General features: G+C 66.9%; 29 protein-coding genes. 15 read left to right on the forward strand and 14 right to left on the reverse strand.

Going from position 1 to position 26,794, the window contains the following annotated elements; translation table 11 throughout:
- From M3498_14370 to M3498_14410, 9 genes are all read left to right on the forward strand, one after another.
- Nucleotides 1-269: ATP-binding cassette domain-containing protein (locus M3498_14370; protein MDQ3460463.1), on the forward strand; the 269-nt coding region annotated here is incomplete at its 5' end.
- Complete coding sequence (locus M3498_14375) at nt 266-1,645, forward strand: FtsX-like permease family protein (protein MDQ3460464.1); 1,380 nt, start codon at nt 266-268, stop codon at nt 1,643-1,645. The genes M3498_14370 and M3498_14375, both read left to right, overlap by 4 nt.
- Nucleotides 1,646-1,686: 41 nt before the next feature.
- On the forward strand, nt 1,687-2,796 hold the full coding sequence (locus tag M3498_14380) for a YibE/F family protein (protein MDQ3460465.1): 1,110 nt from the start codon (nt 1,687-1,689) through the stop codon (nt 2,794-2,796).
- Nucleotides 2,797-2,993: 197 nt separating this feature from the next.
- A complete protein-coding gene (locus tag M3498_14385; GenBank protein MDQ3460466.1) occupies nt 2,994-4,136 on the forward strand; it encodes an ROK family transcriptional regulator in 1,143 nt (380 codons plus the stop codon).
- The gene (locus M3498_14390; GenBank protein MDQ3460467.1) at nt 4,114-5,565 is read left to right on the forward strand and encodes an argininosuccinate lyase; all 1,452 of its coding nucleotides are present in this window, start codon (nt 4,114-4,116) and stop codon (nt 5,563-5,565) included. Before M3498_14385 ends, M3498_14390 begins: the two co-directional genes overlap by 23 nt.
- 8 nt (nt 5,566-5,573) lie before the next feature.
- Nucleotides 5,574-6,860, forward strand: coding sequence for an extracellular solute-binding protein (locus M3498_14395; GenBank protein MDQ3460468.1), 1,287 nt, complete (start codon nt 5,574-5,576; stop codon nt 6,858-6,860).
- A gap of 125 nt (nt 6,861-6,985) precedes the next feature.
- The gene (locus M3498_14400) at nt 6,986-7,888 is read left to right on the forward strand and encodes a sugar ABC transporter permease (GenBank protein ID MDQ3460469.1); all 903 of its coding nucleotides are present in this window, start codon (nt 6,986-6,988) and stop codon (nt 7,886-7,888) included.
- A gap of 43 nt (nt 7,889-7,931) precedes the next feature.
- A complete protein-coding gene (locus M3498_14405; GenBank protein MDQ3460470.1) occupies nt 7,932-8,741 on the forward strand; it encodes a carbohydrate ABC transporter permease in 810 nt (269 codons plus the stop codon).
- A gap of 2 nt (nt 8,742-8,743) precedes the next feature.
- The gene (locus tag M3498_14410) at nt 8,744-9,724 is read left to right on the forward strand and encodes a carbohydrate kinase family protein (protein ID MDQ3460471.1); all 981 of its coding nucleotides are present in this window, start codon (nt 8,744-8,746) and stop codon (nt 9,722-9,724) included.
- Between the two features lie 82 nt (nt 9,725-9,806).
- Here the strand turns inward: M3498_14410 and M3498_14415 are convergent, their stop codons facing one another.
- The 8 genes from M3498_14415 to M3498_14450 form a co-directional block, all read right to left on the reverse strand.
- Nucleotides 9,807-10,406: a KH domain-containing protein gene (locus M3498_14415; GenBank protein MDQ3460472.1), complete on the reverse strand. Its 600-nt coding sequence runs from the start codon at nt 10,404-10,406 to the stop codon at nt 9,807-9,809.
- A gap of 88 nt (nt 10,407-10,494) precedes the next feature.
- Nucleotides 10,495-12,075 carry a YidC/Oxa1 family membrane protein insertase gene (locus tag M3498_14420; GenBank protein MDQ3460473.1) on the reverse strand — a complete coding sequence of 527 codons (1,581 nt, stop codon included), beginning with the start codon at nt 12,073-12,075 and terminating at the stop codon, nt 10,495-10,497.
- Nucleotides 12,076-12,101: 26 nt separating this feature from the next.
- A complete protein-coding gene (gene yidD / locus M3498_14425; GenBank protein MDQ3460474.1) occupies nt 12,102-12,371 on the reverse strand; it encodes a membrane protein insertion efficiency factor YidD in 270 nt (89 codons plus the stop codon).
- Nucleotides 12,368-12,649 (reverse strand): ribonuclease P protein component, encoded by a 282-nt coding sequence (gene rnpA, locus M3498_14430; GenBank protein MDQ3460475.1) that lies wholly within the window; start codon nt 12,647-12,649, stop codon nt 12,368-12,370. Before rnpA ends, yidD begins: the two co-directional genes overlap by 4 nt.
- A gap of 89 nt (nt 12,650-12,738) precedes the next feature.
- On the reverse strand, nt 12,739-12,882 hold the full coding sequence (gene rpmH, locus M3498_14435; protein ID MDQ3460476.1) for a 50S ribosomal protein L34: 144 nt from the start codon (nt 12,880-12,882) through the stop codon (nt 12,739-12,741).
- 400 nt (nt 12,883-13,282) lie between these two features.
- Complete coding sequence (gene rlmB, locus M3498_14440) at nt 13,283-14,017, reverse strand: 23S rRNA (guanosine(2251)-2'-O)-methyltransferase RlmB (GenBank protein MDQ3460477.1); 735 nt, start codon at nt 14,015-14,017, stop codon at nt 13,283-13,285.
- Between the two features lie 15 nt (nt 14,018-14,032).
- Nucleotides 14,033-14,920: a riboflavin biosynthesis protein RibF gene (gene ribF, locus M3498_14445; protein ID MDQ3460478.1), complete on the reverse strand. Its 888-nt coding sequence runs from the start codon at nt 14,918-14,920 to the stop codon at nt 14,033-14,035.
- Nucleotides 14,920-15,105: a hypothetical protein gene (locus M3498_14450; protein MDQ3460479.1), complete on the reverse strand. Its 186-nt coding sequence runs from the start codon at nt 15,103-15,105 to the stop codon at nt 14,920-14,922. The genes ribF and M3498_14450 overlap by 1 nt, the downstream gene beginning before the upstream one ends.
- A 191-nt stretch (nt 15,106-15,296) precedes the next feature.
- Between M3498_14450 and M3498_14455 the strand changes: the two genes are divergently transcribed.
- The 4 genes from M3498_14455 to M3498_14470 all read left to right on the forward strand — a co-directional run bounded on the left by M3498_14455 (nt 15,297) and on the right by M3498_14470 (nt 18,144).
- Entirely contained in the window at nt 15,297-16,520 is a 1,224-nt protein-coding gene (locus M3498_14455; protein MDQ3460480.1) for a toxic anion resistance protein, read from the forward strand.
- 179 nt (nt 16,521-16,699) lie between these two features.
- Complete coding sequence (locus M3498_14460) at nt 16,700-16,960, forward strand: AbrB/MazE/SpoVT family DNA-binding domain-containing protein (protein ID MDQ3460481.1); 261 nt, start codon at nt 16,700-16,702, stop codon at nt 16,958-16,960.
- Between the two features lie 26 nt (nt 16,961-16,986).
- Entirely contained in the window at nt 16,987-17,403 is a 417-nt protein-coding gene (locus tag M3498_14465; GenBank protein ID MDQ3460482.1) for a PIN domain-containing protein, read from the forward strand.
- A gap of 186 nt (nt 17,404-17,589) precedes the next feature.
- Nucleotides 17,590-18,144: a hypothetical protein gene (locus tag M3498_14470; GenBank protein ID MDQ3460483.1), complete on the forward strand. Its 555-nt coding sequence runs from the start codon at nt 17,590-17,592 to the stop codon at nt 18,142-18,144.
- Nucleotides 18,145-18,272: 128 nt separating this feature from the next.
- On the opposite strand, the gene M3498_14475 is transcribed toward M3498_14470, so the two are convergent.
- Complete coding sequence (locus M3498_14475) at nt 18,273-19,421, reverse strand: PspC domain-containing protein (protein ID MDQ3460484.1); 1,149 nt, start codon at nt 19,419-19,421, stop codon at nt 18,273-18,275.
- A 219-nt stretch (nt 19,422-19,640) separates the two neighbouring features.
- On the reverse strand, nt 19,641-19,730 hold the full coding sequence (locus M3498_14480; protein MDQ3460485.1) for an AbrB/MazE/SpoVT family DNA-binding domain-containing protein: 90 nt from the start codon (nt 19,728-19,730) through the stop codon (nt 19,641-19,643).
- Nucleotides 19,731-19,818: 88 nt separating this feature from the next.
- On the opposite strand from M3498_14480, the gene M3498_14485 reads away from it, so the two are divergent.
- Together M3498_14485 and M3498_14490 are read left to right on the forward strand one after the other, a co-directional pair.
- On the forward strand, nt 19,819-21,642 hold the full coding sequence (locus tag M3498_14485) for an ABC transporter transmembrane domain-containing protein (GenBank protein MDQ3460486.1): 1,824 nt from the start codon (nt 19,819-19,821) through the stop codon (nt 21,640-21,642).
- Nucleotides 21,643-21,726: 84 nt separating this feature from the next.
- On the forward strand, nt 21,727-22,803 hold the full coding sequence (locus M3498_14490; GenBank protein ID MDQ3460487.1) for a PDZ domain-containing protein: 1,077 nt from the start codon (nt 21,727-21,729) through the stop codon (nt 22,801-22,803).
- On the opposite strand, the gene gpmI is transcribed toward M3498_14490, so the two are convergent.
- Genes gpmI through recF form a run of 4 tightly spaced genes read right to left on the reverse strand, consistent with a single transcriptional unit; the run spans nt 22,790 to nt 26,792 of the window.
- Nucleotides 22,790-24,346: a 2,3-bisphosphoglycerate-independent phosphoglycerate mutase gene (gene gpmI, locus M3498_14495; GenBank protein ID MDQ3460488.1), complete on the reverse strand. Its 1,557-nt coding sequence runs from the start codon at nt 24,344-24,346 to the stop codon at nt 22,790-22,792. The genes M3498_14490 and gpmI overlap by 14 nt on opposite strands.
- Nucleotides 24,343-24,864 carry a hypothetical protein gene (locus M3498_14500; protein MDQ3460489.1) on the reverse strand — a complete coding sequence of 174 codons (522 nt, stop codon included), beginning with the start codon at nt 24,862-24,864 and terminating at the stop codon, nt 24,343-24,345. Before M3498_14500 ends, gpmI begins: the two co-directional genes overlap by 4 nt.
- A 49-nt stretch (nt 24,865-24,913) precedes the next feature.
- The gene (locus M3498_14505; protein ID MDQ3460490.1) at nt 24,914-25,759 is read right to left on the reverse strand and encodes a DUF721 domain-containing protein; all 846 of its coding nucleotides are present in this window, start codon (nt 25,757-25,759) and stop codon (nt 24,914-24,916) included.
- Nucleotides 25,749-26,792: a DNA replication and repair protein RecF gene (gene recF / locus M3498_14510; GenBank protein ID MDQ3460491.1), complete on the reverse strand. Its 1,044-nt coding sequence runs from the start codon at nt 26,790-26,792 to the stop codon at nt 25,749-25,751. Before recF ends, M3498_14505 begins: the two co-directional genes overlap by 11 nt.
- Nucleotides 26,793-26,794 lie beyond the last annotated feature (2 nt).

Consider the following 26,794-nt stretch of genomic DNA (forward strand, 5'->3'; position numbering starts at 1 on the left):
GGCTCGGGCTCGGCGAGCGCCTGCGCCACCTGCCGAGGCGGCTGTCGACGGGCGAGCGGCAGCGCGTGGCCCTGGCGCGCGCCGTCGCGCACCGGCCGGGACTGTTGCTGGCGGACGAGCCCACCGCGCACCTGGACCGTCCGCGCGCCGAGCAGGCATTGGCGCTGCTGCGCGAGACCGCCCGGGACCTGGAGGCCACGCTGCTGCTGGCGACGCACGATCCCTGGGTCGTCGGGGCCTTTGAGCGCCGCATCGAGGTGGCCCGGTGATCTTCTGGATCGGCCTGCGCAACCTGCGGGTGCGCGCGCTGGCGACGTTCCTGACGGTGTGGGTGGTGGCGCTCGCCACGGCCATCGCGCTGGTGGTGCCGCTCACCCTGCGCCAGCTCGACCGCGGCGCCACCGAGGCGGTGCAAGTTTTCGACCTGCTCGTCACCGCCAAGGGCAGCCCCACCCAGGCGGTCCTGTCGAGCCTCTTTTATCTGGACGTGCCGATCGGCAACCTTCCCTACGCGCGCTACCGCGCGCTCGCCGACGACCCGCGCACGGTCCGCGCGGTGCCGCTCGGCTTTGGCGACAACGTCCGCGGCTATCCCTTGGTCGGCACCACGGCCGAGTTCTTTTCGCTGCGCCTCGAGCAGGGCGCAGCTCCTTACTTCCGCCTGCGCCAGGGCGAGGCGTTCGCGCTCCCCTTCCAGGCGGTCCTGGGCGCTCGCGTCGCGCAGGCCATGGGCCTCGGGCTTGGCGACGCCTTCGGCACCACCCACGGGCACGTGCACATTCCCGAACTCGAGGGGGCCGCGCACGCCCATGTCCACCCCGCCACCCAGCGCGAGATTCGCGAGGAGATCCGGCGCCTGCAAGCTCAGGTGGGCGAGGCTGGGGACGAAGCCCAGCGCCTCGATTTGCGCCGGCAGCTGCGCAGCGAGCTGGCGCGCCTCCACCAAGACGCCGGGGTGCCCGCGGGCGACGATTGGACCGCGGGCCTCCAGCACGCCGAGGAGTACACCGTGGTCGGCGTCCTCGAGCCGACCGGCGGCCCCGTCGATCAGGCGGTCCTGGTCGACCTCGAGTCGCTGTGGCTGGTCCACGGCCAGTTCGACCCGGCGAGCCGCGGCGTCACCGCCATCCTCTACACCGCCGAGCGGCTGAGCGACTACTACGCGGTCGCGCAGGAGGTGAACGCCAGCCCGGACGCGCAGGCGGTCTTCACCGGCGCGGTCTTCGCGCAGCTGCGCGGCTTCGTTTCGCAGGGCCAGGCGGCCTATGCGGCGCTCTCGCTCCTGGTCTTGGTCTTGGCGGCCCTCACCATCTGGCTCAACCTCTACGCGGGCGCGCTCGAGCGCCGCAGGTCGGTGGCGCTGTTGCGCACCCTGGGGGCGAGCCGCCCGCTCATCTTCACGCTGGTCTTGCTCGAGACGGCCCTCACCATCGGCCTTGGCCTCGCCTTGGGCGTCGGCCTCAGTTACGGCTTCGCCGCCTTGGGCGGGAGTGTGCTCGGCGCGGCACTCGGTTTCGTCTTGCCGCCGCCGGACTTTGAACCGGCGCTCGTCGGGCGGGTGCTGCTGCTCTTGCCGCTCGGACTCCTCGCGGCGCTCATTCCGGCGTACCAGGCGACGCAGGAAAGCCCGCTCGATTACCTGTGAGTCGATTACCTGTGAGCCGGTTACCCGTGAGCCGATTACCCATGAGCCGATTACCCGTGAGCCGTGGCCTGGAGGGCGCGCGCGGCAGGGTACTGCTGTGGTTGCTGGCGGGGTTTTTCGGCTTTGCGCTCGCGCAGACGCCGGACGAAGGCTACGCCGAAGGCCGAATCGTGGGCGCCGACCACGAGTTGCGGGTAGCGGTCGTGCGGCTTGCCGGCGGCGATGTGGTGCAGGCCGAGCTCGGCGCGGCCGCTGGGGCGACGGGCCTGCCCGAGTTTCAGGCGGGAGAGCGCGTCGAGCTCTACTACCAGCGCGATCAAGGCGGCGCGCGGCGCTACCTCGTGTCGGACTGGGTGCGCCGCCCGAGTCTCTACTGGCTGGTGGGCCTCTTTCTGGTCGTGGCGGTGGTGGTCGCGCGCGCCAAGGGCTTGCGCGCCTTCATCTCGACGGCGTGCAGCCTGGCGATTGCGGTGGGCTTCGTGGTGCCGGGGATCCTCGCGGGCTACAGCCCGGTGCTTGTCTCGCTCTTGGGCGTCGGGACGATACTGGTCTTGGCGATCTACTTCGTGCACGGCGTCTCCTGGAGCACGACCGCGGCGCTCGTCGGGACCTTCGCGGCGGTCGTCGTCACCATGGCGATCGGGCTCTACTTCGTCGACCTGGCGCGGCTGACGGGCTTCGGGAGCCACGAGGCTATCTACATCAACCTCGCGGCGGCGCAGGTCAACCTCAAGGGCATGATCTTGGCGGGGCTCTTGATAGGCGCGCTCGGAGCGCTCACCGATATCACCATCGTGCAGGCCAGCGTGGTGCGCGAGCTCGCCCACGCCAACCCGCGTTTCGGCATGCGCGCGCTGTACGCGCGCGCGATGAACGTCGGCCTCGACCATATCGGCTCGCTCGTCAACACGCTGGTGCTCGCCTACACCGGCGCCGCGCTGCCCCTCCTGGTCCTCTTGCGGTTGCAGGCGACCAGCCTGCCGCAGGCGCTGAACGTCGAGCCGGTCGCGGTGGAGGTGGTGCATACCCTGGTCGGCTCGATCGGGCTGATCCTGGCGGTTCCCCTGACGACCTTCATCGCGGCCTTCTTGTTTCGCGGCGACCGGCTGCCGCTGAGGCCCGGAGAACTCGAGCATGCGCATCATCACTGAACCGGCCGCCGAGCTCGCCAAGGCCCGCGGGGCGCGGGAAGATCATCAAGACCGGATGTTTGACGGGACCGGGTGTTTGACGGGACCGGGGTTTGACAAGGGCAACGCCGTTTTTTTATACTCTTTTTAAGAGAGTTTTAAAAAGCGGCAGCTGTAGCGCCAGAGGTGAGGACCGGCATATCGTGAAGCCTATGAAGATGGAGCCTTTACAAAACGGTCATGTGCGCGAGCTGAACCGGCTGAGCGTCTACCGCATCCTGCAATCGAACCGGAAGCTCAGCCGCGCCGACATCGCCCGGGCCACGCTCCTGAGCGCTCCTACCGTCGCCAGTATCGTCCAGGGATTCGTCGCCGCCGGCCTAGCGGCCGAGGTCGGCCAGGCCTACTCCGCCGGGGGGCGGCCGGCGCAACTCGTGCGCTTCGTCTCGGACGCCCGCCACGTCCTCAGTTTGGACCTGAGCGGCAACCACGCGCGCGGTGCGGCCATCGATCTGCTGGGTGCGGTGCAGGGCAGCTTCGACGGCCCAAAACTTGCCCCCGGCTCGGAGAACGCGCTCTTCACCTGGTTGGGTGAGGTTCTTTCGCGGCACAGCCGGACGGGCACCAACATCGCCAGGCTGGCGGTCGCCGTTCCCGGCGTCGTGGCGCCTCGGAGCGGCCATGTCCGCCTCGCCCCGGCCCTGGGCTGGGACGACTATCCCCTTGCCGAAAAGCTCCACCGGGAAACCGGGCTGGAGGCGGTGCTCGAGAACGACGTCAACGCCCTGGCGATCGCCGAGCTCCACTACGGCAGCGGCCGCCACCACCACCACGTCCTCTACGTCGCCATCGGCAGCGGCATAGGCGCGGGCCTGGTCATCGACGGGCGGCTCTACCGCGGTGCCGACTCCGCCGCCGGCGAGATCGGCTACAGCATACTGCCGCACGTCGCGGTGCCCGCCAAAATAAATCTGGGGATTCCTGGCCCCCTCGAGCAGCACCTGCTCGAGCTCATTCCCGCTTTCAGCGATTCCGCCGGTCATCTCCAGCTCGAGGGGGCGGCCTCGCGGCAAGCCTTCGAGACCTTCGCCGACGACCTCGGTTTGATCCTTCACAACCTCACTTGCCTGCTCAACCCGGAACTGGTGGTGATCGCCTGGCCTATAGGCGCCGAACGGCTCATCGCGCGGCTGCAGGCAGGCTGGCGCTCGCCGCTCTCCCTCAAGATCGCTCCCGCTGCGCTCGGCCCGGACGCCGCCCTGCGCGGGGTGGCGCGCCTGGCGCTCGACGGGCTCGAGCAGGAACTCTGCGCCTCGCGCGCGCCGGCAGGAGGTGAGCATGCTCTGGCATACGGTTTATAGAGACAAGGTGCTGATGCCCGACTACGCCTTTGCCGGCAAGCACCTGGCCTATCACCTGCTCGACGCCATGACCGCCCACGTCCGCACCGTGGGGCGGCTGCCGGACGCCTGGGTGCAGGAGAACCGCGCTAAAATCGGCGCGCTCGAGCACGCCCTGGCGCGGCTTCGCCAGGAAGCCGTGCCCGCCTACGCGCCCGAGGTGCCCGACCTCTACTTCGCCTTTAGCGCCTGGCTCGAGGCCGAGCTGGGCCCGGAGGCGGTGAGCTTTTTGCGGCTGGGGCTGAGCCGCAACGACCTCGACATGACCGTCTACAAGATGCGCACCCGCGAGCTTCTCCTCACCCTGGGGGGCCAGCTGTGCGGGCTCCGCGCCGAGGTGCTGGGCAAGGCCGAAGCCCACCTGGACACGCTGCTTATCGCCCACACCCACCACCAGCCGGGACAGCCGACCACGGTGGCACACTATCTGGCGGCCATCGACGGCGTGCTCGAGCGCGATCTCGAGCGGCTGCTGGCCGCCTATGGTCGGCTCAACACCTGTCCCTTGGGCTCGGCCGCGCTCGCCGGCAGCTCCTACGCGCTCGACCGCGCCTACACCGCCGGGCTCCTCGGCTTCGCCGCCCCGGTCGCCAACTCTTATGACGCGGTGGCCTCGTCCGACTGGCAGGTCGAGTTCGTAAGCGTGGTGCAGAGCGTGGCCCTCAACCTCTCGCGCCTGGTCTGCGATCTCATCTCGTGGACCTCGCAGGGGCTCTTCGAACTTCCCGACACGCTGGTCCAAGGCTCCTCGATCATGCCGCAAAAGCGCAACCCCATCGCGCTCGAGCACGCCCGCACCCGCTTCTCGAGGGCCCTGGGCGGAAGCCAGACGGTGCTCTACTCGAGCCACAACATTCCCTACGGCGACCTCAACGACTTCGGCCCCGACATCCAGGGCGCGATCATGTCGCTCTTTATCCAGTTCGAAGGAGGGGTCGCCCTGCTCACCGCCTGCGTGGCCGAGGGCGACTTCGACCGTCGGAGGTTGGCGGAGCTGGCGCGCGCCACCGACACCACCGCGACCGAACTCGCCGATTGGCTCACCCAGCGCCACAAGCTGAGCTTTCAGCAGGCTCACCGGCTGGTGGGCCTGCTGGTAAGGGAGCTGAGGACGCTCGGCAGAACCCCGCAAAGCGCCACGCCCGAAGACCTGTCTGCCCTCGGCGGCCCAGCTTTAGCGGTCGCCGAAATCCAAGAGGCACTCGATCCCTTAGCCTTCGTGCGCCGCAGAAGCGGCCTGGGGGGGCCCGCACCGGAGGTGGTCCACAAGCATATCCAGCAAGCGAGACACCGACTAGGCGAAACGCGCGATCAGCTCAAGGAGCTGCAAGCACACCTCAAAGAGGCGCGAGCCTTCCTGCTCATGACGCCTGGAAAGGACACAGTATGAAGTTTTGCATGAAGTTTTACCTGAAGTTTTTCGGCACGTTTGTCGCCACGTTTGTCGCCACGGCGGGCCTCCTCCTCGGCGGTCTCGGCCTGGCCCAGGAGGTCACCATCACCTACTGGCAGTATGACTTCGCCAGCAAGGTCGATACCATAGACCAGCTTATCGAGAGGTTCGAGGCTGAAAACCCCGGTATCCGGGTGCAGCACCAGACCTTCCCCTATGAAGCCTACCCCCAGCAGGTAGCCACCTCGATCCCAGCCGGTCAGGGTGCCGACGTCATCAACCTCTTCTACGGCTGGCTGCCGGCGTGGCAGGAAGCCGGCTACCTGCAGCCGCTGCCCGAGGAGCACTTCCCGACCGAGGTGATCGAGGCCGAGTTCATCCCGATGGTGCAGGCCGCCAAGCTGGACGGCCGCTACTGGGCCTTGCCGACCGGCGTGCGCAGCCTGGCGCTCTGGTACAACCAGGACATCTTTGACGATGTCGGCGTCGAGGCGCCGCCCAGCACCTGGGCCGAGTTCATCGAGGTCGCGCAAGCGATCACGGTCCGGCGCGGCGACCGCTACACCATGATCGGCTACGGCGTGGCGCCCGACGGTCAGGACCACCACCTGCTGCGCGAGGTGCTGTTTAGGCAGTTCGGCACCCCGCCCTACAGCGACGACAACCGCGAAGTCCGCTACGACAGCCCCGAGGGCGCCGAAGCCCTGACGTTCTACACCGACTGGGTCAGCGAAGACCAGATCGGCACGCCCGACTTCTTTCCGGGGCGCGGCAACTACCGCGACGGCTTCCTGGCCGGCCGCATCGGCATGATGGTCGACGGCTCCTTCGCCATCGACGGCGTCCGCAGCAACGCCCGCTTCGACTGGGGCGTCACCGAATTGCCCGTCCTCGAGGAGGGCGGCGAGAGGTCCAACTTCGGCTCCTTCTGGATGCACGGCCTCACCCCGCTGGCGACCGGCGACAGGCTCGAGGCTTCGATCCGCTTCCTGGAGTTCATCACCTCCGAAGAGGCGATGCAGCTCTGGCTCGAGAACGTCGGCGAACTGCCCGCGCGCAGCGCCCTGCTCGAAGATCCGGCGCTCGCCGAGGACCCGGTCCTGGGTCCCTTTCTGGCCGCGCTGCCCTACTCGCACGCCACCTTCTTCGCGGACGAGACCGAACAGCGCCGCATCACCCTGGACATGATCAACCGCGTCATCCTCCAGGGGGTTGAACCCGCGGAATCGCTGCGTCAGGCCGCCGAGGAAGAGCAGCAACTCCTGGACAGCTTCTGGCAAGGCCAAGACTAGCGTATCGGGGCTCGAGCTGAAAACGCCTCGAGCCCCGATGTGGCTTACCTTATTTTTGCCCTTATCTCGCCGCAATCTTGCGACGCCTCCGAGGTAAACGTGACCTGCTCTCGAAGCCCGAGCCCATGCGACTGACCCTGGCCAAGCGGCAGGCCCTCTGGGCTTACGCCTTTCTGGCCGTTCCCCTGGCCTTTTTCCTGCTGGTGCGCATCTGGCCGGCCTTGCAGTCCTTCCAGCTCTCCTTGAGCACCTGGCACGTGGACCCGGCTCAGCGCGTCTTTGTCGGCACCGACTACTACGAGCGCATGCTGAGCGACGTCCGCTTGCACCGCGCGCTGCTCAACACCCTGCTCTACACCTTGATTGGCGTGCCTGCTCAGCTCCTCTTGGGCCTGGTGATCGCCCTGCTCTTGCAGACCGTGCGCCGGGCGCGCGGCCTCTTCCGGGCCATCTACTTCGCGCCCTACGTCACCCCGGCGGTGGCGGTGGCCTGGGCCTGGAGCCTCATGCTCTCGCCCAACTTGGGCATCGTCAACGAGATCTTGGCGATGCTCGGTCTGCCCACCCAACCCTTTCTGACCAGCCCCTCGCAGGCCCTGCCGACGGTCACGGCGGTGGTGGTCTGGCAGTACCTGGGCTTTCAGGTGGTGCTCTTTTTAGTCGGGCTCGAGGGCATCCCCCGCGAGTACTACGAGGCCGCCAGAATCGACGGCGCCGGCCCCTGGAAGCTCTTCCGCCACATCACCTTGCCGCTCTTAAACCCCATCATCGTCTTTTCGGTCATTATCGCCACGGCCTCGCCGGCAACGGGTTTTCTGCAGCTCTTTACCCAGGTCGTCAACCTCAACTTCAGCGACCCCGGCGGGCCGCTCACCAGCACGCTCACCATCGTGCTCTACATGTACCAGATGGCCTTCGACCGCTTTCAGTTCGGCTACGCCGCCGCGATCACCGTCTTGCTCTTTTCGATAATCTTGCTGATCACCCTGGTTCAGCTCCGCGTCATCGGCCGCAAGGTGGAGTACTGAGGTGTTGAAGTTTAAGCGGGTATTTATTTAAGGTGGAAACCTGATGCGCACCAAGTCCTTTCTGAGTTACCTGGTCCTCACGCTGGGCTCGCTCATCACCCTCTTTCCCTTCGTGTGGATGCTGCTCACCTCGCTCAAGCCCCTGCCGGAGGTCTTCGACCTGACGCTCTTGCCCCGGGAGCCGACGCTTCAAAACTACCGCATCATCCTCTTCGACTACCTCTTCGGCCAGTGGTTCTGGAACAGCCTCCTGGTCGCTGGCATAACCACCCTTTCGGTCCTCGTCTTCGACTCCCTGGCCGGCTACACCCTCGCCAAGCTCGACTTCCCGGGCAAGCCCGTCATCTTCGTGCTCATCCTCTCGACCTTGATGGTGCCCACCGAGATGCTGGTCATCCCCTGGTTCGCGACCTCCGCGCAGTACGGCTGGACCAACTCCTACTGGGGTCTGCTCTTCCCGGGCCTGATGACGGCCTTTGGGGTGTTTTTGATGCGGCAGTTTTTCGAAACGCTGCCGAACGACCTCCTGGACGCCGCCCGCATCGACGGCCTCTCCGAATTCGGCGTGTTCTGGCGCGTGGCCCTGCCGCTCGTCAAACCCACGCTCGCGGCCCTGGCCATTCTAACCTTCTTGGGCAACTGGAACGCCTTTTTGTGGCCGCTCATCGTCACCCAGAGCCAGGAGATGTACACCCTGCCGGTGGGCCTGGCGCTCTTTTCCGGCGAGGCGGGCAGCCAGTGGAACCTGATCACCGCCGGCGCGTCGCTATCGGTGTTTCCGGTTTTGCTCGTCTTTGCCGTCTTCCAGAAGCAGATCATCGAGGGCGTGGTGCTCTCCGGGGTCAAGGGCTGAGTATGGCCGACGCCGGGCGAGCCGAGACCGAGCAGGCCGGCTCGGCGCGCGTGCGGCTCATGGTGACGGGGAACGTCAACGTGGACGTGCTGATGGGCCGGCTGGCGCCGTGGCCGCGGGCCGGCACCGAGGTCGAGGTGGCGCAGTACGCCCTGCGCGTAGGCGGCGCCCTGGGCAACACCGCGCTGGCTCTGACCGCCCTGGGCGCCGAGGCCAGTTACTTCGCCAACGTCGGCAGCGACGTGCTCGGCGACTGGCTTTACGAGGAGCTGGCGAGGCGCGGTTGCACCCTCGAGCGCTCGTCGGGCGAGACCGCGCTTACCGTCGGCATCTCTCACCCCGGCGGACAGCGCACCTTTTTGAGCCATCTCGGCCATTTCAGGGATTTCGACGCGCGAGCGGTTCATGACGCCGCGACCACGGCCGCGGCGGGCAGCCTGCTGCTGGTGAGCGGCTACTTTTTGCTTCCCGGCCTGCGCGCTGAGGCCCTTGACCTCATGGCTAGCGCCCGGCGGCGCGGCGTCCTTACGCTTCTCGACACCGGCTGGCCCACCGAGGGCTGGACGGAGGCGGTCAAGGAGGAAATTTTTGGCCTCCTGCCCCACTGCGACTTTTTCCTGCCCAACCTCGAGGAGGCTGAAGCGCTGACGGGCGAGCGAAAGGTCGCGTCCTGCTTGAGCCAGCTCAACCCTCACCTCGCTGGCCGGACGATCGTCAAACTCGGCAGAGAGGGCGCGGGCTTTTTGGAGCACGGTAAGCTCGTCACGGTCGCCGCGCCGCAAGTCGAGGTGGTGGACACCGTCGGCGCCGGGGACAGCTTCAACGCCGGTTTTCTGGCCGGGTTGAAGCGGGCGCGGCCTTGGCAGGACGCTGTCACCCTGGCCGTTCATACGGCCAGCCTCGCCATCGCCAGCGATCCCCGGCGCTATCCGGCCTGGGCCGAGCTCGAGGCGAGCCTGACCGGAGACGCCGCGGTCCGGTAATCCGCGCCGCTACTAGGCTGTGACCGCCAAAGCGCGCGTATAGGTCTCTGGCCGTCTCCGGGATCAGGCGAGGTATTGGGGTCTAGTGCGGCTTGACGACCAGCCGGCGGTCCTTGCCCTCGCCCGTGGACTCGCTGTAGACGTAAACGTTGTCGGCGAGCTCCATATGCACCACCCGGCGCTCGGCGGCGCTCATGGGCTCGAGCTCGACGGCGAAACCCGTCTTGCGGACGCGCGCGGCGGCCTTGCGGGCGGTGTTGACGAGACGGTCGTCGCGGCGGCGCTTGTAGCCGCCCACGTCGATGTTGACGCGGAGGCGCCGGCTCTCCTCGCCCTGGTTGACCACCGTGTTGGTGAGGTACTCCAGGGCCGAGAGCGTCCGGCCGTTCCGGCCGATGATCTTGCCCGGATCGCCGCCGTAGATGTCCGCGAAGAGCTCACCCGAGGCGCCCCCGGAGACCTCGACGGCGTAGGCGGGGTCGATGTTGAGGAGCAGGTTCACCAGGAAGGTTTCGCAGCGCGCGACGGCGTCTGTGGCGTCTGTGGCGGCTGCCGACGCCTCCTCGCCCTCGCCCCCCTCCAAGGTCTGTTCCCCGTAGTCCCGTGGGCTCGCGGGAGTCTCCTCTTCCTCCATGCTGATGCCGAGGTTCTCGAGGTATTTGTCCAGATGATCGTCAGCCATACCAGAGAATACAGGAGTCAGGAGTCAGAATCCAGAATGTTCCGGCTCCTGACCCCTGTACTCTGTCTCTTGGCTACTTGCTCCCTGGCTACTTGCTCCCTTGCGGCTTGGCCTTGACCGGCACCGGAACGGCCATCTGGCGCTGGATCACCCAGTGCTGGAAGACCTGCACCAGCATCGAGGCCACCCAGTAGAGCGTCACGCCCGCCGGAAAGCGGATGATAAAGAAGATAAAGACCAGGTTGATCATCAGCTGCATCTTGAGCGACTGCGGGTTGCCCTTGGCCATCAGGAACGAGTAGCCCACCATCACGCCGATGTAGAGGATGGGCAGGATGTAGGTGGGGTCGTAGAGGCCCAGGTCGGGGACCCAGAGAAAGCCCTCGGCGAACTCGTAGTTCATGAAGACCTGCCAGAGCATGATGAAGATGGGCATCTGCGCGAAGATGGGCAGACAGCCGCCGGCCGGGTTGACGCCGGCCTCCTTGTAGAGCTTCATCGTCTCCTGGGTGAGCTTTTCGCGGTTGTCCTTGTACTTTTTCTGCAAGGCCTGCATCTTGGGCTGGATCTGCTGCATGCCGACCATCGACTTCGTCTGGGTGGCGATGAGCGGCCAGATGAGGATGCGAATGAGCAGGGTCAGGACGATGATCGACAGGCCCCAGCTCAGCACCACGCCGTGGATGGCCTCGAGCACCATGATGATGCCCAAGGACAGGCGGCCCAGGAGGTTGGGCTCGAACAGGCCGGGCAGATCGCGGTAGCCTTCTTGGTGGTAGCGGACCAGCTCGTTGCGGCCGCCGTAGACCTGCAGGTCGAAGCTCACGCTCTGTTCGCCCCCCTCGAGCGTCTTCATCATGGCTATTTGCCGGGGCGGCAAGGACATGGCGGCGAGCTCGCCGTCTTGCGCCACGGGCCGCATGATGAGGGCGTGATCGCGGTTGTTGTTGGCGGTCTGCAAGGAGATATAGCTGGGGTTGGCGATAGCCGCGCTGACCGGGTTCAGGCTGTACTGGCCAGCTTGGCCCACCTTGATGGTCGGCGTCGTCTGCCGGGCGACGCCGGGCATGACGTACTGGACCTGGATTTCCCCTGTGGTTTCTCCTGTGGTTTCCGCTGTAGTTTCCCCTGCCACCTCGTCGTCCGCGGCAGCGCCCCTGGTCGCAGCGTCTCTGGGCACCGTGAAGCTCACGTCCATCGTCTGCTGGGTAAAGTAGACGGCGATGGTCTTGTTGACCAGGTAGTCGCCGACGCTGTACTCGAAAGAGCCCTGGAGCTGCGTCTCGGCCACCTGGCGCCACTCGGAGCGGGCGTCCTCGGGCATGCTGTAGAGGCCGCCTATGAGGACGGCGCCACCCGGCACGGTAGAGTCGGCGGGGATCAGGTTCTGGCCGTCGCTCAGGTTGTAGTTGCGACCCAAGTCGGCGCCCTTTTGCGGCTTGGAATAGAGCGCGACGATCTCACCGGCGTCGTTGAAGAGCACGTCGATGCCCTTGGTGGTGACGAGTTGGAGCGTCTCGCCCTGGTTGGAGCACCAGAACGAGGCCGTCGCGGGCTGCTCGCAGTTGACCGCGAAGCGCTCGAGCTCACGGAGCTCGCTCGCGTGGATCGTCTGCAGGTCGAACTCGACGCGGGCCGAGGCCGCGCTCATAACGATCACGACGATCATGACAAATAAGACTATAAGCTTGCGTATCAAGATTCCTCCGGGAGAGGGCGGTTGGGAGAGAACGCGGCGGACGCCGGGGGCACGGGGTCGAAACCACCAGGATGAAAGGGGTTGCATCTTATCAGGCGCCAGCTAGTGAGCAGGAGCCCCTTGAGGGCGCCGTGGCCGCTGATCGCCTCGACGGCGTAGGCGCTGCAACTCGGATAAAAGCGGCAGGTCGGCGTGGGTTTGAGCCGGGACAAGAAGCGCCGGTAGAAGCGGATGGGCGCGACCAGCAGATGCTGAAGCGGGTTCATGCCAACAGCCCGCTCTTCTTGAGCGCGTGCTCGAGGTTGTGCTCGAGCTCAGAGTAGCCCGCCAGCGCCGCCTCGGGCCGGGCGATGATCACCAGGTCGGCCGCGCTCACGCTGAGGCCGCGCCCCTGCACCTTGAGCCCCTGCACCTTGAGCCTGAGCGCCTCGCGGAGACGCCGCCTGACCCGGTTACGAACCACCGCCTTGCCGACTTTTTTGCTGACCACGATGCCCACCCGCAGTTGACCTTCTCGGTTACCAATCCAGCGCAAGCTTAGCAGTTTGGCGTGGCCGGCTCGCCCCTTGCGGACACGCTGAAAAGCCCGGTCTCCCTTGAGCGAGAGCGGAGCTAGCTGGCCAAGCTCGGCGTTTAGCGATCGGATACCGACAGGCGCGCACGGCCTTTGGCGCGGCGGCGGCTAAGAACCTTGCGCCCGGCGGCCGTCGCCATGCGCGCGCGAAAGCCGTGCGTCTTGGCGCGCTTGCGGCGGTTGGGTTGATAGGTGCGTTTCATCCTCTTCTCCTTTCTTCTGCATCTTACCGTCTAAAGCTTACCGTCTAAGTCTCAGAGCTAGCCCTCAGGGTCTTGGGAACCGCGTCGGGTTCAAAAGACAAGTCCAAGGACTATAGCATAGATAGCGTCGAGAAGGCTAAGGGCGCGGACATGCTCCCTGAGGTTTCACCCTAAGCGAGCTCACCCTAAGCGAGATTGAGAGAAGTGGCGACGCTTCGGCAAGGTGGTTGCTGATTCAGGCGATTGCTGATTCAGAGGCAAGTCGCACAACCCTGAGGGCGGTTGAAGTTAAAGAAATCCTGCAGTTGATGGTTTCCCGGCGAGGAGCTCGAGGCGAAGAGGTCATCCTCCGCGCCTCCAGCCTCCTGGACGCCTTGCTAATCGCGGCGGGACGCCCCGGCTAAGCTTCTCCGCCGTAGCGCGCCGAGGAGACGGCGTAGAGCAGGATGCCCGCTGCCACCGAGGCGTTCAGCGAGCCTACCCGGCCGCGCATGGGGATCTTCACCGTCTCGTCGCACTTGTCCCTCACGAGGCGCCGCATGCCGCCGCCCTCGGAGCCGATCACCAGGGCTACCGGGCGCTGCCAGTCGAGCTCCAAGGGGGTGTTGGTGGCGCCCAAGTGCGAGCCGTAGATCCACACGTTCCGCGCCTTGATCTCGTCGATGAAGCGGGGCAGGTTCTTGACCTGCAGGAGGGGGATGTGGCTGGCGGCACCCGCCGAGGCCTTGACGGCGACGGCCGACAGCGGGGCGCTGCGCCGCTCTTCGATGACCAGGCCGTGGGCGCCCAGGGCCTCGGCGCTGCGGATGATGGCGCCGTAGTTGCGCGGGTCGCTGACGCCGTCCAGAAGGACCAGGAGCAGCGCTTCACCGCGGTGCTCGGCCAGCTTGAAGGGCGCCTCGGGCTCGGCGAAGCTGAGCTCGGGCAGCTCGGCGGCGATCCCCTGGTGGCGGGTGGTCTTCAGCTCGGTATCGAGCTTGATGCGGGGGACCAGGTCCACCTCGACGCCCTTTTTGCGGGCCAGGCTCTCGACCGCCCGCTGCGTACCCGGCTGGAGGCCGCGGGCCAGGATGACGCGCAGGACGCTGCCCTCCGTAAGCGCTTCCATCACCGCCTGTTTTCCGTAGATGAGCATGAGCCAGTATAAAGCCTAAGCCAGCAGCGCCCTGGCCTGCCGCTCGTCCTCCGAAAGCTGGCTCTTTAACTCCTCCAGACCGGAAAAGCGCCTCTGCCCCCTCAGCAGATGTTTGAAGGTGACGGTGATCTTTCGTCCGTAGAGGTCGCCTGAAAAGTCGAAGAGGTGCGCCTCCAAGGCGGGCGGCTCGCCCGGGAAGCTCGGCCGCGGGCCCACGTTGGCCATGCCCCCGAACCGCCCCTTCTCGGTGTCCACGCGCACCGCGTAGACGCCGGGGGGCAGCGCCTTGAGCGGAGAGAGGCTGACGTTGGCGGTAGGAAAGCCGATTTCGCGGCCCCGCCTGTCCCCCGCGGTGACGGTACCCGTGGCGATATAGGGGTGGCCGAGAAAGCGCGCGGCCTCGCTGACGTCACCCTCAATCAGGAGCGCGCGGATGAGCGACGACTTGACGGGCACGCCGCCCAGGTGCTCGAGGCCGAAGACCTCGAGCTTGGGGGCCACGTGGCTGAGGTCGTCGAGGCCGCCCTCGCGGCCCCGGCCGAAGCGGAAGTCCTCGCCGACGACGACGGCAGTGGGCGTCAGGCGGCGGAGCTCGTCCAAAAAGGCCGCCTTGGGCGTCTTGGCGTAGGTCTCGTCGAAGGGCACGGCGACCACCGCCCGGGGTGCGAACGCCGCCAGGAGGTGGAGCTTTTCCTCGAGGCTGCTCAAGAACTTCGTCCCCAAAAAGACCGTCTTGGGCGGCGGGTCGAAGGTGACGACGACCGCCGGACCGCCGCTCGCGCCGGCCAGTTCGCGCGCGCGGGAGAGGAGCGCCTGATGGCCCCGGTGGACGCCGTCGAAGGCGCCGATGCAGACGGTGCAGCCCCTAAGCGCCAGCGCGCCCAGCGACGAGACGACCTGCATCAGAGCTTGCCGGCCCGGCCCAGGGCGTAGGCGAGCGCCAGCGCGCTGGTGTTGAGGTCGCCGCCGGCGACCTGCCGCCAGACCGCCGCGCCGTGCTCCACGACCTCGTAGTGGCCGTCCAGATAGCGGCCGTCCAGCCTGTAGAGGGTGAGAAAGTCGCCGTTGTAAAGGGTCTCGCGGGTCATGCCCCATCATACCGGCTCACCTCGCCAGCCGGCGTTGGACGCTACTCTCAACCAGCCCTAGTCGGCTATGCTAACCTGACGCCAGGAGAAGGCCAGCCCCTGGTGGGGGCGAGCGAGACCAACCACTATGGATTACTACTACGGATTACTACTACGGATTACTACTACGGATTACTACGGAAAGGACCAGGATGCCCGAAGAACTGAAACCCCCGCAGGTCGAGGAGCTCACCCCTCCCAAGGCGGTCGCTCCCGTGGCCAAAGAGGAGGCCGAGAGCATGATCCGGCTTGACGAAGGCATGAAGGCGCTGCTCGACGAGAAGATCGAAGCCTTCGTCCACAACGTGATCCGCACCCCCGCGCCGAGCGACGCCTTCCAGACCAAGGTGATGGCCATCCACAACCTGGGCAGCGATGAGATCCGCAAGGCCGCGAGCGTCTCCAACCGCATGCTCGAGCGCCCCATGCACGCCCTCAAGGAGGGAGCCCTGGACGGCAAATCCAAGGTGTCGCAGACGCTCGTCGAGTTGCGCAAGGTGATCGAAGGCCTCGATCCCTCGCGACAGGGCGACCTGTTCTCGCCCCGGCGGCTCTTCGGCGTCATCCCCTTGGGCAACCGGGTGCAGGACTACTTCCTCAAGTACCAGTCCTCGCAGGAGCACATCAACAAGATCGTCGAGGCGCTCTTTCACGGCCAGGACGAACTGCGCAAGGACAACGCCGCCATCGAGCAGGAGAAGGTGCACCTCTGGGACGTCATGAACCGGCTCCAGCAGTACATCTATCTGGCGAGGAAACTCGACGATGCGCTCGAGGCTAGAGCCCTGGAGCTCCAGGCGCAAGAGCCCGAAAAGGCCCGCGTCGTCAGGGAAGAGATGCTCTTCTACGTTCGCCAGAAGCTGCAGGACCTGCAGACGCAGTTAGCGGTCAGCATCCAGGGCTACCTGGCCCTGGACGTGGTGCGCAAGAACAACTTAGAGCTCGTCAAGGGCGTCGACCGCGCCACCACCACCACCATCTCGGCCCTCAGGACCGCCGTGACGGTGTCGCAGGGGCTCGCCAACCAGAAGCTCGTTCTGGACCAGATCGCGGCGCTCAATAGGACTACCGGCAACCTGATCGAGTCCACCTCGGAGATGCTCAAGAAGCAGTCCACCGAGGTGCATACCCAGGCCGCTAGCGCCACCGTCAACGTCGAGCAGTTGCAGCGGTCGTTCAACAACGTCTACGCGGCGATGGACACCATCTCGGACTACAAGAGCGCGGCCCTGGAGACCATGCGGCGGACGGTCGACACCCTTTCGGGCGAGATCGACAAGGCCAGGACCTACTTGGACCGCGTCCGCGACGAGCAGGTCGAGGAGGCCACCAGGGACCTGACCTTGCCGAGGCCGGACGACGAGCTGAAGCTCTGACATAGCTACCATCAGCAGGACCTCCGTCGCCAGCAAAGCCTGTCCTGGTAGGCACAACCTGCCCCAGCATCCCAGCATAGCGGTCATGGCAATAAGGGCACTATCCTCATCTTACTTGATGGTTTTGTCTTATTACTTGATGGTTTTGTCTTACAGAAGATTTCTGGTAAGATGAAATCATGCATCAGTCTCGCATCAGCAGCAAGGGACAAGTGGTCATTCCTAAAGAGGTTCGCCAAACATTCGGTCTGCAAGAGGGCGATAAGGTGGCCTTTGTAGAAGAGGAAGGCCGCATCGTGCTGCTGCTCCTACCCCGGCGCACAGCCGCCGAAGTCTTGGACGCGCTAGCTGTCCGAAGACCCAAAACGGACCTCGAAGGTGACGATCTCCTCCAAGCCGAACGCATGTCCGCCCGTGAGCGGCGCGCCAAGGGGCGCTAGTCTCCACTATCGCGCATGCAAACAACTTGGGTGACACCAACATCCTGCTCCGGCTCATCACCAAAAGCCCAAGCCCTATGTATGACGCGGCTCGAGCCTACCTCGAAGCCCTGGAACGCTCACCTTCACCGCAAGCGCTCGTGATCCATCCCGCCCATATCTGTGAAGCCATCTTCGTCTTGGAGGGTAAGATCTACACCATGACTCCCGCTCAGGCCGCCCATGATTTAAGGAAGGTGCTCTCGCTAGCGGTATTTGAGGTGGTGGATGAAGCCGCGGTAGTCAACGCGCTCATCGCCTATCCACAAAGCAAGCTGGACTATCCCGATGTCCTCCTGTGCGAGCTGGCGCGGCAAAGGGGCGCTTCGGTGCTGACCTTTGAACGCAAGCTGGCGCGGTTGGGGGTGCCGGTGATAGTGCCGGGAGAACAGGCTGGAGTGTGACGAACGGGTCGCTCGAGCCGGATGGCTACGCGATCTACTGGGAAGACCTGGACGACGGGATCGAAGTCTGCCACATCCTGGCGGTCCAGCCGCTTGCTTAAGAAAGCCGTCAAGAACTTGTCGCTCCCAAAGTGTGACGACGAGCTGGAGCCCTGAGCCGCGGTGCATCCCATCATAGCCTCGCCCTTGCCCGAGGGAAACGGCTACACCTGGACGGTCGCCTCGAGGATCTCGCACGCCCTGGCCGAGGCGGAGGCGCGCTTCGGGCCCCGCGACCCCTCCTACTTCCTGGCGGGCTGGGAGTTCGTCCGCTCCTACCCCCGGATCTGGTATCCGGGCGACCGCAAGCACGTGGTGATCCAGTTGGGACTCGAGGCCAGAGGCGATGTCCCGCGGCTCGTCTTTCAGCTGTCTCACGAGGTCGTTCACCTGCTGTCGCCGACCGGCCGGCGTGTGGCGAACAACCTGGAGGAGGGTCTGGCCACCCTCTTTGCGGAGGACTACACCCTGGAGCACCTGGGCGTCCCGGTTCTGACCAACCTGGCGAGTTACGCCCGGGCGCGCGACGCGGTGCGGCGCCTGTTGGCGCGTGACCCCACTTGCATCCGCCGGCTGCGCGAAGGAGAGCCCTGTCTGTCACACCTCGAGAGGGAGTTCTTGAGAGACTATATTCCGGACCTGTCCGGTGAGGACGCGGCGTATCTGCTGGCGCGGTTCGAACGGGGCGGATCAGCCGTCTGAGGAGCAGGCGCCCTTGAAGGACGCGGCGCGACTCGTGGTGGGCATTGACGGAAATGACGGTCGAGGATTTCTTGGCGCTGCTAGAGTCAACGGCTGGGCAAGTCTTGGAGCGCCCGAACGCGCAGCGGTCAGAGTTTAATTCTCACCTTTTCACGTTCGGGTAGCTTCACCTCGGGGAACTTGATCCCTTCGGGCGCCTCGTCCGCGGGCAGCGTGAACTTGTGGCCGGCGAACTTCTCCTTGAGAAAACGGCCGTGGATGAGGAGCGCATCGGCGTCCTCCTGGTAGACGTCGCCGACCATGTCCTTCATCGTCTCATCGAGCAGCTCGAGCTGCTCTAAGAGCGTCTCCTTGGCGGTCTTGCCGTTGGAGAGGACGTGCGTCTCGGCGAAGCCCTCGGGCAGGCTCAGGTACTTGTCGAGGGCGTCGGGGAGGTACTCGAGCGCGGTCTGGCGCACGTTGTAGGCCTCGCGGGTGGTGCCCGCGCCCATCTCCGAGATCTGCGGCACGACCGCGGTGATGGCGGTGCGCAGGCTCATCACCTTGGCGAGGATGTCGTCCGGCACCCGGCCGCGGACGCGCGTGACGAGGGTGTCGAGGGTGCGGCCGATGTCGTCGCTGGGCGGGTCGTTCATGCCGAGGCGCTCGCCCAAGCGCTTGAGGTCGGCGGGGACGCTGGCCTTTTCGTTGTTGTAGACGCCCTCGAGCACGTTCTTGAGGGTGGTTTCCAGGAGGCTCAAGTCGGCCAAGAGCTTCTCTTCGGGCGTGCGGCCGTCCATCAGGCTGTGGTTCTCAGCGTAGTCCCTGGGCAGGGTCAGGTAGTGCTGGAGCGCCTGCGGGAAGTACTCGAGCGCCGAGCGCTTGACCACCGCCAACTCCGGCCGCACTAGGCTGCGCCACCAGGTCAAGTGCGGGAGCAGCGCCCGCACCGAGGCGTCGATGCTGCTGACCTTTTGAAACACCCGTTCGGAGACCTTGTCGCGCGTCATCTCGATCACGTCATCGAACTCGAGCCGCCTCACCTCGACCCTCACCTGCGGCCGATAGACGGACTTGGGCCGCTCCTCTACGACCTCCTCGGCCTCGTAGAGCTTCTGGGCGGGCAGCAAGATCCAGAGAATCAAATAGACCCACCAGAACATCGGCACAAAGGCGACGAACAGAAAGCGGATGAGCAGGCGAACGGGAAAGATGTCCAGGCCGATAAAGCGGGCAAAGCCGCTACACACGCCGCCGACCCAACGGTGCCGCACGTTGCGTTGAAGTTTTCGCCACATAGGAACATTGTAGCAAAATAGGAGCACTGTAGCAGGAACATCGTAGCAGGAGCCCCTCGCCGCTGCCTGCATCAGCGCAGCCGACCTTTCAGCGAAGCTCGAGCGCCGCGCGAATGTCGTCCTGGCCAGGGACATCGAAGACCAGCGCCCGCCCCTTGCGCACCAGCACCGGCCGCTCCTCCGGCTCGAGCAGCAGCCGCCCGTTCCTGACCTCGAGCGTCAGGGCTTCCCCGGCTCGAGCCCCAACTGCTCCCGCACCCCTTTGGGGATGAGGACGCGGCCGAAGCGGTCGATTCTAACCGTTGTCATGGATTTGCCAATCCCGAAGCCTCGCGCTCTTGCAGCCCTCTTGCTGCTCGTAACATCCCCATAGACCCGCCGGGGCGTAGACTGAGCCGTGTTCACCCGTCCTCGAGCCCTGCCATCCAAGGGGGATGAGCCCCGCCGCCCCCTCGAGCTGAGCCAGTTTAAGCGCCTGCTCGGCTACACCCGGCCCTACCGCCGCGAGCTCGCCGTCGCCATCCTTGCGGTGGCGGTCTCGAGCGCTTTGAGCCTCGTCTTTCCGCAGTTCGCCGGGCGCTTTTTCGACACCGTCTTTAGCGCCGACAGCTTGGCGAGGCTCGACCGCGTCGTCCTCTTGCTGCTGCTCATCTTCGCGGTGCAGGCGGTCTTCAACTACCTGCGCTCCTACCTCCTGGCGCTCGTCGGCGAGGGCGTGGTGGCCGACTTGCGCCGCGCCCTCTACGAGCACCTCATCAGCCTGCCGCTGCGCTTTTTCGAGACGCGCAAGATAGGCGAGATCACCTCGCGGCTCACCTCGGACGTGGCCGTGGTGCAAAACGCCGTGTCGGTGGCCCTGGCCCAACTGGTCAGCCAGACCTTTCTGCTCGTCGGCGGCGTCGCCATCATCCTCATCACCAACTTGCGGCTGACGCTCCTGATGCTGGCGGTGGTGCCGGTCATCGTCCTGGCGGCGGCCTTTTTCGGCCGGCGGCTGAGAAAGATCAGCACCCTGTTTCAAGACCGCGTGGCCGAGGCCAACGCCAACGCCGAGGAGGCGCTCGTCGGCATCCGGGTGGTGCAGTCCTTTACCGCCGAGGGGCTCGAGAAGAGGCGCTACGGGGCGGCCGTCGGCGAGTCCTACCGGGTGGCCCTGCGCCGGGCGCGGCTCCGGGCGCTCTTTATCGCCGGGGTCATCTTCGCCATGTTCAGCGGCGTCAGCGTGGTGCTCTGGTACGGCGGCCGGCTGGTCGTGGCCGGGGCGATCACGGGCGGCGAGCTGGTCACCTTTTTGCTCTACACGCTGTTCGTGGCCGGGGCGGTGGGTAGCTTCACCGGCCTCTACAGCCAGTTCCAGGAGGCGCTCGGCGCCTCGCAGCGCATCTTCGACCTCTTAGACGAGCGGAGCGACCTGACCGAGCCCGAAAAGCCCGCCGGCCTGGGGGCGGTCCAGGGCAGGGTTCGCTTCGAGAGCGTGCGTTTCCGCTACGGCGACCGCGGCGAGACGGATGTCCTAAAGGACATCACGCTCACGGCCGCGCCCGGCGAGGTGGTGGCGCTCGTAGGGCCGAGCGGGGCGGGGAAGAGCACCCTGGTGGCGCTCATCCCCCGCTTCTACGACCCCACGGAAGGCCGCATCCTCTTGGACGGCGTCGACCTGCGCGAGCTGAGCCTGCACGAGCTGCGCCGCCATATCGGCATCGTGCCGCAGGAGACGCAGCTCTTTTCGGGGACGATCGCCGAGAACATCCGCTACGGCCGGCCCGGGGCCACGGATGAAGCCCTCGAGAACGCGGCCGAGGCGGCCAACGCGCACGCCTTCATCACCGCCTTTCCCGACGGTTACGCGACGGTGGTGGGCGAACGGGGCGTCAAGCTCTCCGGCGGCCAGCGCCAGCGCGTCGCCATCGCCCGGGCCATCTTGAAGGACCCGCGCATCCTGATCCTGGACGAGGCCACGAGCTCGCTCGACTCGGAGTCCGAGGCGCTGGTGCAAGAGGCGCTCAGCGGCCTGATGGCGGGGCGGACCACCTTCGTCATCGCCCACCGCCTCTCGACGATCCGCGGCGCCGACAAGATCCTCGTCTTGGAGGCCGGGCGCATCGTCCAGCAGGGCAGCCACGAGGCTCTGCTGGACGAGGGCGGGCTCTACCGGGTGCTCTACGAGCACCAGTTCCGCAAGGAGCCGGCGGCCGAGGAGCTGGAGGCCAGATTCGGGTAAGGGCTGCGGTCGGTCCCGCGGGCGTCGCTTATCGTAAGCTGATAGGCTTGTCGCTGATAGACTTGTCAAGGAGGTCGCAACGTTGTGAAGCGCTCTATCATGTTCTTGACCTGGACGCTCTCGATCTGCTTATCGCTGGCCGGGGTCGCCCTAGCCCAGGACCCGGCCCAAGACCCGGCCCAAGACCCGGCCCAAGACGAGGCACCGGCGGCGCTGATGCTGTCCGGCACCATCTTGAACTGGGTCTATGGTGAGGCGACCATCGAGGCCCGGCCCCACCTGCGCCGCGCTGAAGGAGACGGGGTGGCAAGGGGCGGGGTGGCAAGGGGCGGGGCCGCGGCAGGCGGCAGCCGGCCCGGCCCACTTGCCGTCTGGCTCTACGGCGAGCCCCGGCCCCAGCCGGGCGGGGCCGAAGGGGACGCTGTGGCGACGGGCGGGGTCGCGGCGGACGGCTCCTTTAGCCTCGAGCTGCCCGCTCACTTCGAGGCGGAGAGTTTGTCGCGCGTCGCCGCGCTCATGGACGACTGCTTGCTGGTGAGGCCGGAGGACGCCAGAGGCTTGTTCATCACCGAGTTGGTCGTGTACCGCGACGGCGAGCTCTTCGGCTTTGCGCGGCACCAGTCGCCGGATTTCGCTTACGAGGCCGGAGACGCCTACCTGACCTACGCCTACGCCGACGAGCCGGTTCACGTGAGCGGTTTCTGCCGCGCCGAGGCCTGGGCACACGGTGTCGACGTCGCGCTCGAGCCGGGCTGGAACAGTATCGTCGCCCGGCTCGAGCGGTTGTCCGACGGCTCGCTGCTCTTTCTCGAGCGGGTCGCCGCCGCGCCGGAAGCGAGCGAGTGGCTGTTCGCCTTTGGCGACGAGACCTACGTCGGCCTGGGCATCGTGTTCCAACCCAGGGAGCTCGGCATGGAGGTCACCGAGCTGATCGCGGGCGGGCCCGCGGAGCGGGCCGGGCTGAGGGTCGGTGACGTGATCCTGATGCTCGACGGCGCCGATGTTCGGGGCATCGGCGTAGATACCTTTACCGGTCTGGCCAGGGGGCCGCGGGGGAGTATCGCGCGCCTCGACGTGCTCCGCGGCGGCGAGAACCTCAGGCTCGAGGTCGAGCGCGCGCCCGTCACCGCGCCCATCACCGTGCCCGTCACCGCGCCCTGAGCCCGGCCTCCGGCTCGAGCAGCGAGCGCCCCGTCATCTCCTCGGGTTGGGGCAGGCCCATGAGCGCCAGGATGGTCGGCGCGACGTCGCCCAGCTTGCCGCCGCCCCGCAGCCTCAGGCCTCCGGGCCCGCCCACGACGATGAGCGGCACCGGGTTGGTGGTGTGGGCGGTGTGGGGTCCGCCGCCCTCGGCGATCATCACCTCGGCGTTGCCGTGATCGGCGCTGACGAGGACGGCCCCGCCCTTGTCCAGAATCGCCCCGACGATCCTGCCCAGGCCCTCGTCCGCCGCCTCGCAGGCCCTGACGGCGGCCGCCAGGACGCCGGTATGGCCGACCATGTCGGGGTTGGCGTAGTTGATGAGGATGAAGTCATCGTCGTGCGTCCTCAGGCGCGCCAGGGTGGCCTCGCTGAGTTCCGGCGCGCTCATCTCGGGCTGGAGGTCGTAGGTGGCCACCTTGGGCGAGGGCACCATCCGGCGCTCCTCGCCCTCAAAAACGACCTCGCGCGCGGCGTTGAAGAAATAGGTCACGTGCGGGTACTTCTCGGTCTCGGCGCTGTGGTATTGCCGCTTGCCGTGCGCGCTCAAGACCTCGGCCAGCCCCAGCTCGAGCTTGGGCAGCTCGAAGGCGTGAGGCCTGTCGATGTCGTCGGCGTACCTCATCAGCGAGGTGTAGTTGAGGTCACGCAAGACCCGGCAGCGCGTAAAGCCGCCGAAGTCCTCCTTTAGGAGCGCGTAGGAGAGCTCTCGAGCGCGGTCGGCGCGGAAGTTGAAGAACATGACCGAGTCGCCGTCGCTGACGGGACCGCGCGGCTTGCCCAAAGGGTCTATCAGGACGGTCGGCTTGACGAACTCGTCGCTCTCGCCGCGCTCGTAGGCCGCCCGCACCGCCTCCACCCCGGACCTCGCCTGATGGTCGGCCTCGCCGCAGACGATGGCGTCGTAGGCGAGCTTGACCCTGTCCCAGCGCCCGTCGCGGTCCATGGCGTAGTAGCGGCCGCTCACGGTGGCGAGCATCACGTCGTCGCAGCCGAGCCCGCCGATATGGGCCTCGAGCTCGCTCACAAAGCCCTTGCCGCTATCGGGCGGCACGTCGCGCCCGTCGGTAAAGGCGTGGACGTAGACGGGGCCGGCGCCTTTGCGCGCCGCGAGCTCCAAGAGCGCGAAGAGGTGACCGAGGTCGCTGTGGACGCCGCCGCTGCTGACTAGGCCCATCAGGTGCAGGGCCCGGCCCTCGCCCAGGCCAAAGGCCCTATCGAGCGCCTCGTTCTCGAAAAAGGCGCCCCGCTCGATGAGGTCTTGGATATAGGTGAGGCTCTGCATCACCACCCGGCCCGCGCCCAGGTTCATGTGGCCGACCTCGGAGTTGCCCATCTGCCCCTCCGGCAGGCCGACGGCGCGGCCCGAGGCCTGGAGTTCGGTGTGAGGATACTGCTGCCGGTAATGGTCGAAGTTGGGGGTGCGCGCGAGGGTTACGGCGTTGCCCGGCCCCTCGGGAGCGAGCCCCCAGCCGTCCAGGACGATGAGGACGAGCGGCGTCACGACGCCTCCTCGGGGGCCGGTGCCGGCGCGGCCTCGCTTGTGGCGGGAGCGCCCCGCGGCCTGAAGCCCTCGACGCGGGCGGTGACGACGAAGGCGCCGTCTCTGACCTCGAAGGCCTCGAGCAGCACCCCGCTCATGTGCTCGTCGAGAAGCGCCTGGAGGGTGATGCTGAGCCTGGGGGAGGCGCCCGGCGCCTTGGGCGCCTCGAGGCGCACGCCGCGCGCGCCCACGCGCGAGACGAGGCGCAAGACGATGTTGACCAGGCTCGTCGCCGGCAGCGAGAACAGCTTGGTCTCGAGGTCGAAGCGGGCCACGCCGCTCGAATACTCGCGAAAGCGCAAGGCCAGGGCGATGTCGGCGCTGAAGGCCCGCAAAAAGCCCGGCAAGAGGCCCTCGGGGTTGAGCTTGAGGAGGATGGTGTCGCCCCGGCAGCTCGCGCTCCTGAGCTGTCTGGGCAGGGGCCGGACGCCGCGCACGAGCTCGAGCGCTTCGCCGAAGGGAAGGATGAGGTGAGCCATAGCCTAGATTCTAACGCCGGATTCTAACGCCGGATGCTGACGCCGGACGCTAAGCCCAGCGCCCCAGCGCCCGCGCGATGCGGCCGTCCAAGCGGTCGAAGTCGTCGTCGTCCACCTCGCTTAGCCGCTTGCCGAGCTCGTGCGCGAGGTAGCAGCGGGCCGCGGCGAGAAAAAAGGGCTTCATGGCGGGATCGGCCAGAACCTGCGGCAGGAGTTCGGAGAGCTGCTCCTCCAGGTAGCCCCTGGCCCGGTAGGCCGCGACCTGGCGCTCCTCGGCGCTGAGGAGCGGGGTAGGTTCGTCGGGCTGTACCGCGAGCCGCTGGGCGGCCCGCCTCACCCGCTCCTGCTCGCCGTAGCGGCGGCAGGTCTCGCAGACTTCGCCCGCCGGCGTCAGCGCCGCGCAGATGGGGCAGGCCCGCCAGCCGTCGGCCAGGCGCCGCGCCCGGTAGGCGAGCATGCTCTTGGCCGCCTGCAGGGTGGGCCGGGCAAGGCTGTCGGGCAAGTCGAGGTTGCTGAGCTCTCTCGCCAGGAGCGCGAGCGCCCTGGGGTCCGCGGGGATCTCCGGCCCCGGCGGCTCCCGGACACCTTCAGGCTCGGCGCGCCGGCCCACCCTGAAGCGGATCTCGCGCACGTCCTTGATCGCGAATTTGCCCCGGTAGACGTCCAGAAAGCGCTGCCGCTGCAGGCTCAGGTGCATGGCCGTCTCCGAGTCGGGCACCTCGACGAAGAGGACGCCGTCCCTCAGGCTGGCCGCCTTTGAAAACTTGGCGACGCCGGTGCCGGCGACATGCGGCCACAAGAGGACCGCCTCGGCGCGCCTTACCCCGCGCTTCATGCCGCCCCGGGCGAAGACCTCGCCGATCAGGTCGCCCACCCGGCTGGGCCTAGTCGCCAAGGAGGCCGCCTCCCGAAATGCTCAGCAGCCGGCTGTACGTGGGCGGCGCCTCAGTGCCGCTTACCAGGGCCTGCGGCGTCGCCTCGGTCAGGGCCAGGAGGTAGGCGCGCCGGCCCTCGTCGAGTTCGGCGGTGAAGTCGTCGAGCAGCAAGACGGGCGCCTCGCCGTGCTTTTCGCCCAGGAGCCGGTACTCGGCGACGCGCAGGGCCAGGGCGGCGGTGCGCGCCTCGCCCCTCGAGCCGTAGGCGGCCAGGGCGTGGCCGCCGAGTTCCAGGAGCAGGTCGTCGCGGTGAGGCCCGACGACGGTGGCGCCGCGCGCACGCTCGTCAAAGCGCGTCTCGTGGAGCGCCTCGTCCAGGCTCTTGTCCGAGGGCTGGCGCAAGGCGACGCCGAGCGCCTTGGTCCCGCCCGATATGTCGCGGTAGGTCGCCCCGGCGATCTCGCTTATGCGCGCCACCGCGCGCCCGCGTAGGCGCGCGATCTCACCGCCGAGTTCGCTGAAGCGCGCGCTCCAGACCTCGAGGCCAAGCTCGTCTACCGGCCCCTTGAGCATGGCGTTGCGCTGTTCCACCACCCGAGTATACTCGCGCAAGAGGACGGCGTAGCGCAGCGACAGCCGCGACAGCAGGCTGTCCAGGTAGCCGCGCCGCAAGGACGGCGCGCCGTGAACCAGACCCGCGTCCTCGGGGGTGATCAGCACCGCGGCCGAGACCCGGGCGAGCTCCATCGCCCGCACCGTCTGGCCGTCCAGACGGATGAGCTTCTTACCCGGCGCCAGGCCGATCTGGGTGGTGACGAGGCCGTCGGCGCGCTCGACGCGGGCGCTCACGAAGCCCTCCTCCTCGCCCAAACGGATGACCTCGGCGATCCTGCCCCCCGGCAGGTCGCCGCTGCAGCCTAAGTAGGCGGCCTCGAGCAGGTTGGATTTGCCCTCGGCGTTGCCGCCGACGACGGCGGTGACGCCCGGGCCGAAGTCGAGCCGGGGCGTGACCAGGTTGCGGTAGTTGAGCTGCGAGAGCGCGCGCAGGAGCACGC

This window comes from Deinococcota bacterium (genome assembly GCA_030858465.1).
GTDB lineage: Bacteria > Deinococcota > Deinococci > Deinococcales > Trueperaceae > JALZLY01.

Excerpts from the sequence above, each read along its gene's own strand:
- rlmB (MDQ3460477.1), bottom strand. The coding sequence starts at position 14,017 with ATGCTCATCTACGGAAAACAGGCGGTGATGGAAGCGCTTACGGAGGGC.
- M3498_14500 (MDQ3460489.1), bottom strand. The coding sequence starts at position 24,864 with ATGGCTCACCTCATCCTTCCCTTCGGCGAAGCGCTCGAGCTCGTGCGC.
- M3498_14410 (MDQ3460471.1), top strand. The coding sequence starts at position 8,744 with ATGGCCGACGCCGGGCGAGCCGAGACCGAGCAGGCCGGCTCGGCGCGC.
- rpmH (MDQ3460476.1), bottom strand. The coding sequence starts at position 12,882 with ATGAAACGCACCTATCAACCCAACCGCCGCAAGCGCGCCAAGACGCAC.
- M3498_14415 (MDQ3460472.1), bottom strand. The coding sequence starts at position 10,406 with ATGGCTGACGATCATCTGGACAAATACCTCGAGAACCTCGGCATCAGC.
- M3498_14475 (MDQ3460484.1), bottom strand. The coding sequence starts at position 19,421 with ATGTGGCGAAAACTTCAACGCAACGTGCGGCACCGTTGGGTCGGCGGC.
- M3498_14400 (MDQ3460469.1), top strand. The coding sequence starts at position 6,986 with ATGCGACTGACCCTGGCCAAGCGGCAGGCCCTCTGGGCTTACGCCTTT.
- M3498_14395 (MDQ3460468.1), top strand. The coding sequence starts at position 5,574 with ATGAAGTTTTACCTGAAGTTTTTCGGCACGTTTGTCGCCACGTTTGTC.
- M3498_14390 (MDQ3460467.1), top strand. The coding sequence starts at position 4,114 with ATGCTCTGGCATACGGTTTATAGAGACAAGGTGCTGATGCCCGACTAC.
- M3498_14420 (MDQ3460473.1), bottom strand. The coding sequence starts at position 12,075 with ATGATCGTCGTGATCGTTATGAGCGCGGCCTCGGCCCGCGTCGAGTTC.
- M3498_14455 (MDQ3460480.1), top strand. The coding sequence starts at position 15,297 with ATGCCCGAAGAACTGAAACCCCCGCAGGTCGAGGAGCTCACCCCTCCC.
- ribF (MDQ3460478.1), bottom strand. The coding sequence starts at position 14,920 with ATGCAGGTCGTCTCGTCGCTGGGCGCGCTGGCGCTTAGGGGCTGCACC.
- yidD (MDQ3460474.1), bottom strand. The coding sequence starts at position 12,371 with ATGAACCCGCTTCAGCATCTGCTGGTCGCGCCCATCCGCTTCTACCGG.
- M3498_14450 (MDQ3460479.1), bottom strand. The coding sequence starts at position 15,105 with ATGACCCGCGAGACCCTTTACAACGGCGACTTTCTCACCCTCTACAGG.
- M3498_14405 (MDQ3460470.1), top strand. The coding sequence starts at position 7,932 with ATGCGCACCAAGTCCTTTCTGAGTTACCTGGTCCTCACGCTGGGCTCG.
- M3498_14385 (MDQ3460466.1), top strand. The coding sequence starts at position 2,994 with ATGGAGCCTTTACAAAACGGTCATGTGCGCGAGCTGAACCGGCTGAGC.
- M3498_14460 (MDQ3460481.1), top strand. The coding sequence starts at position 16,700 with ATGCATCAGTCTCGCATCAGCAGCAAGGGACAAGTGGTCATTCCTAAA.
- M3498_14380 (MDQ3460465.1), top strand. The coding sequence starts at position 1,687 with ATGAGCCGATTACCCGTGAGCCGTGGCCTGGAGGGCGCGCGCGGCAGG.
- M3498_14480 (MDQ3460485.1), bottom strand. The coding sequence starts at position 19,730 with ATGACAACGGTTAGAATCGACCGCTTCGGCCGCGTCCTCATCCCCAAA.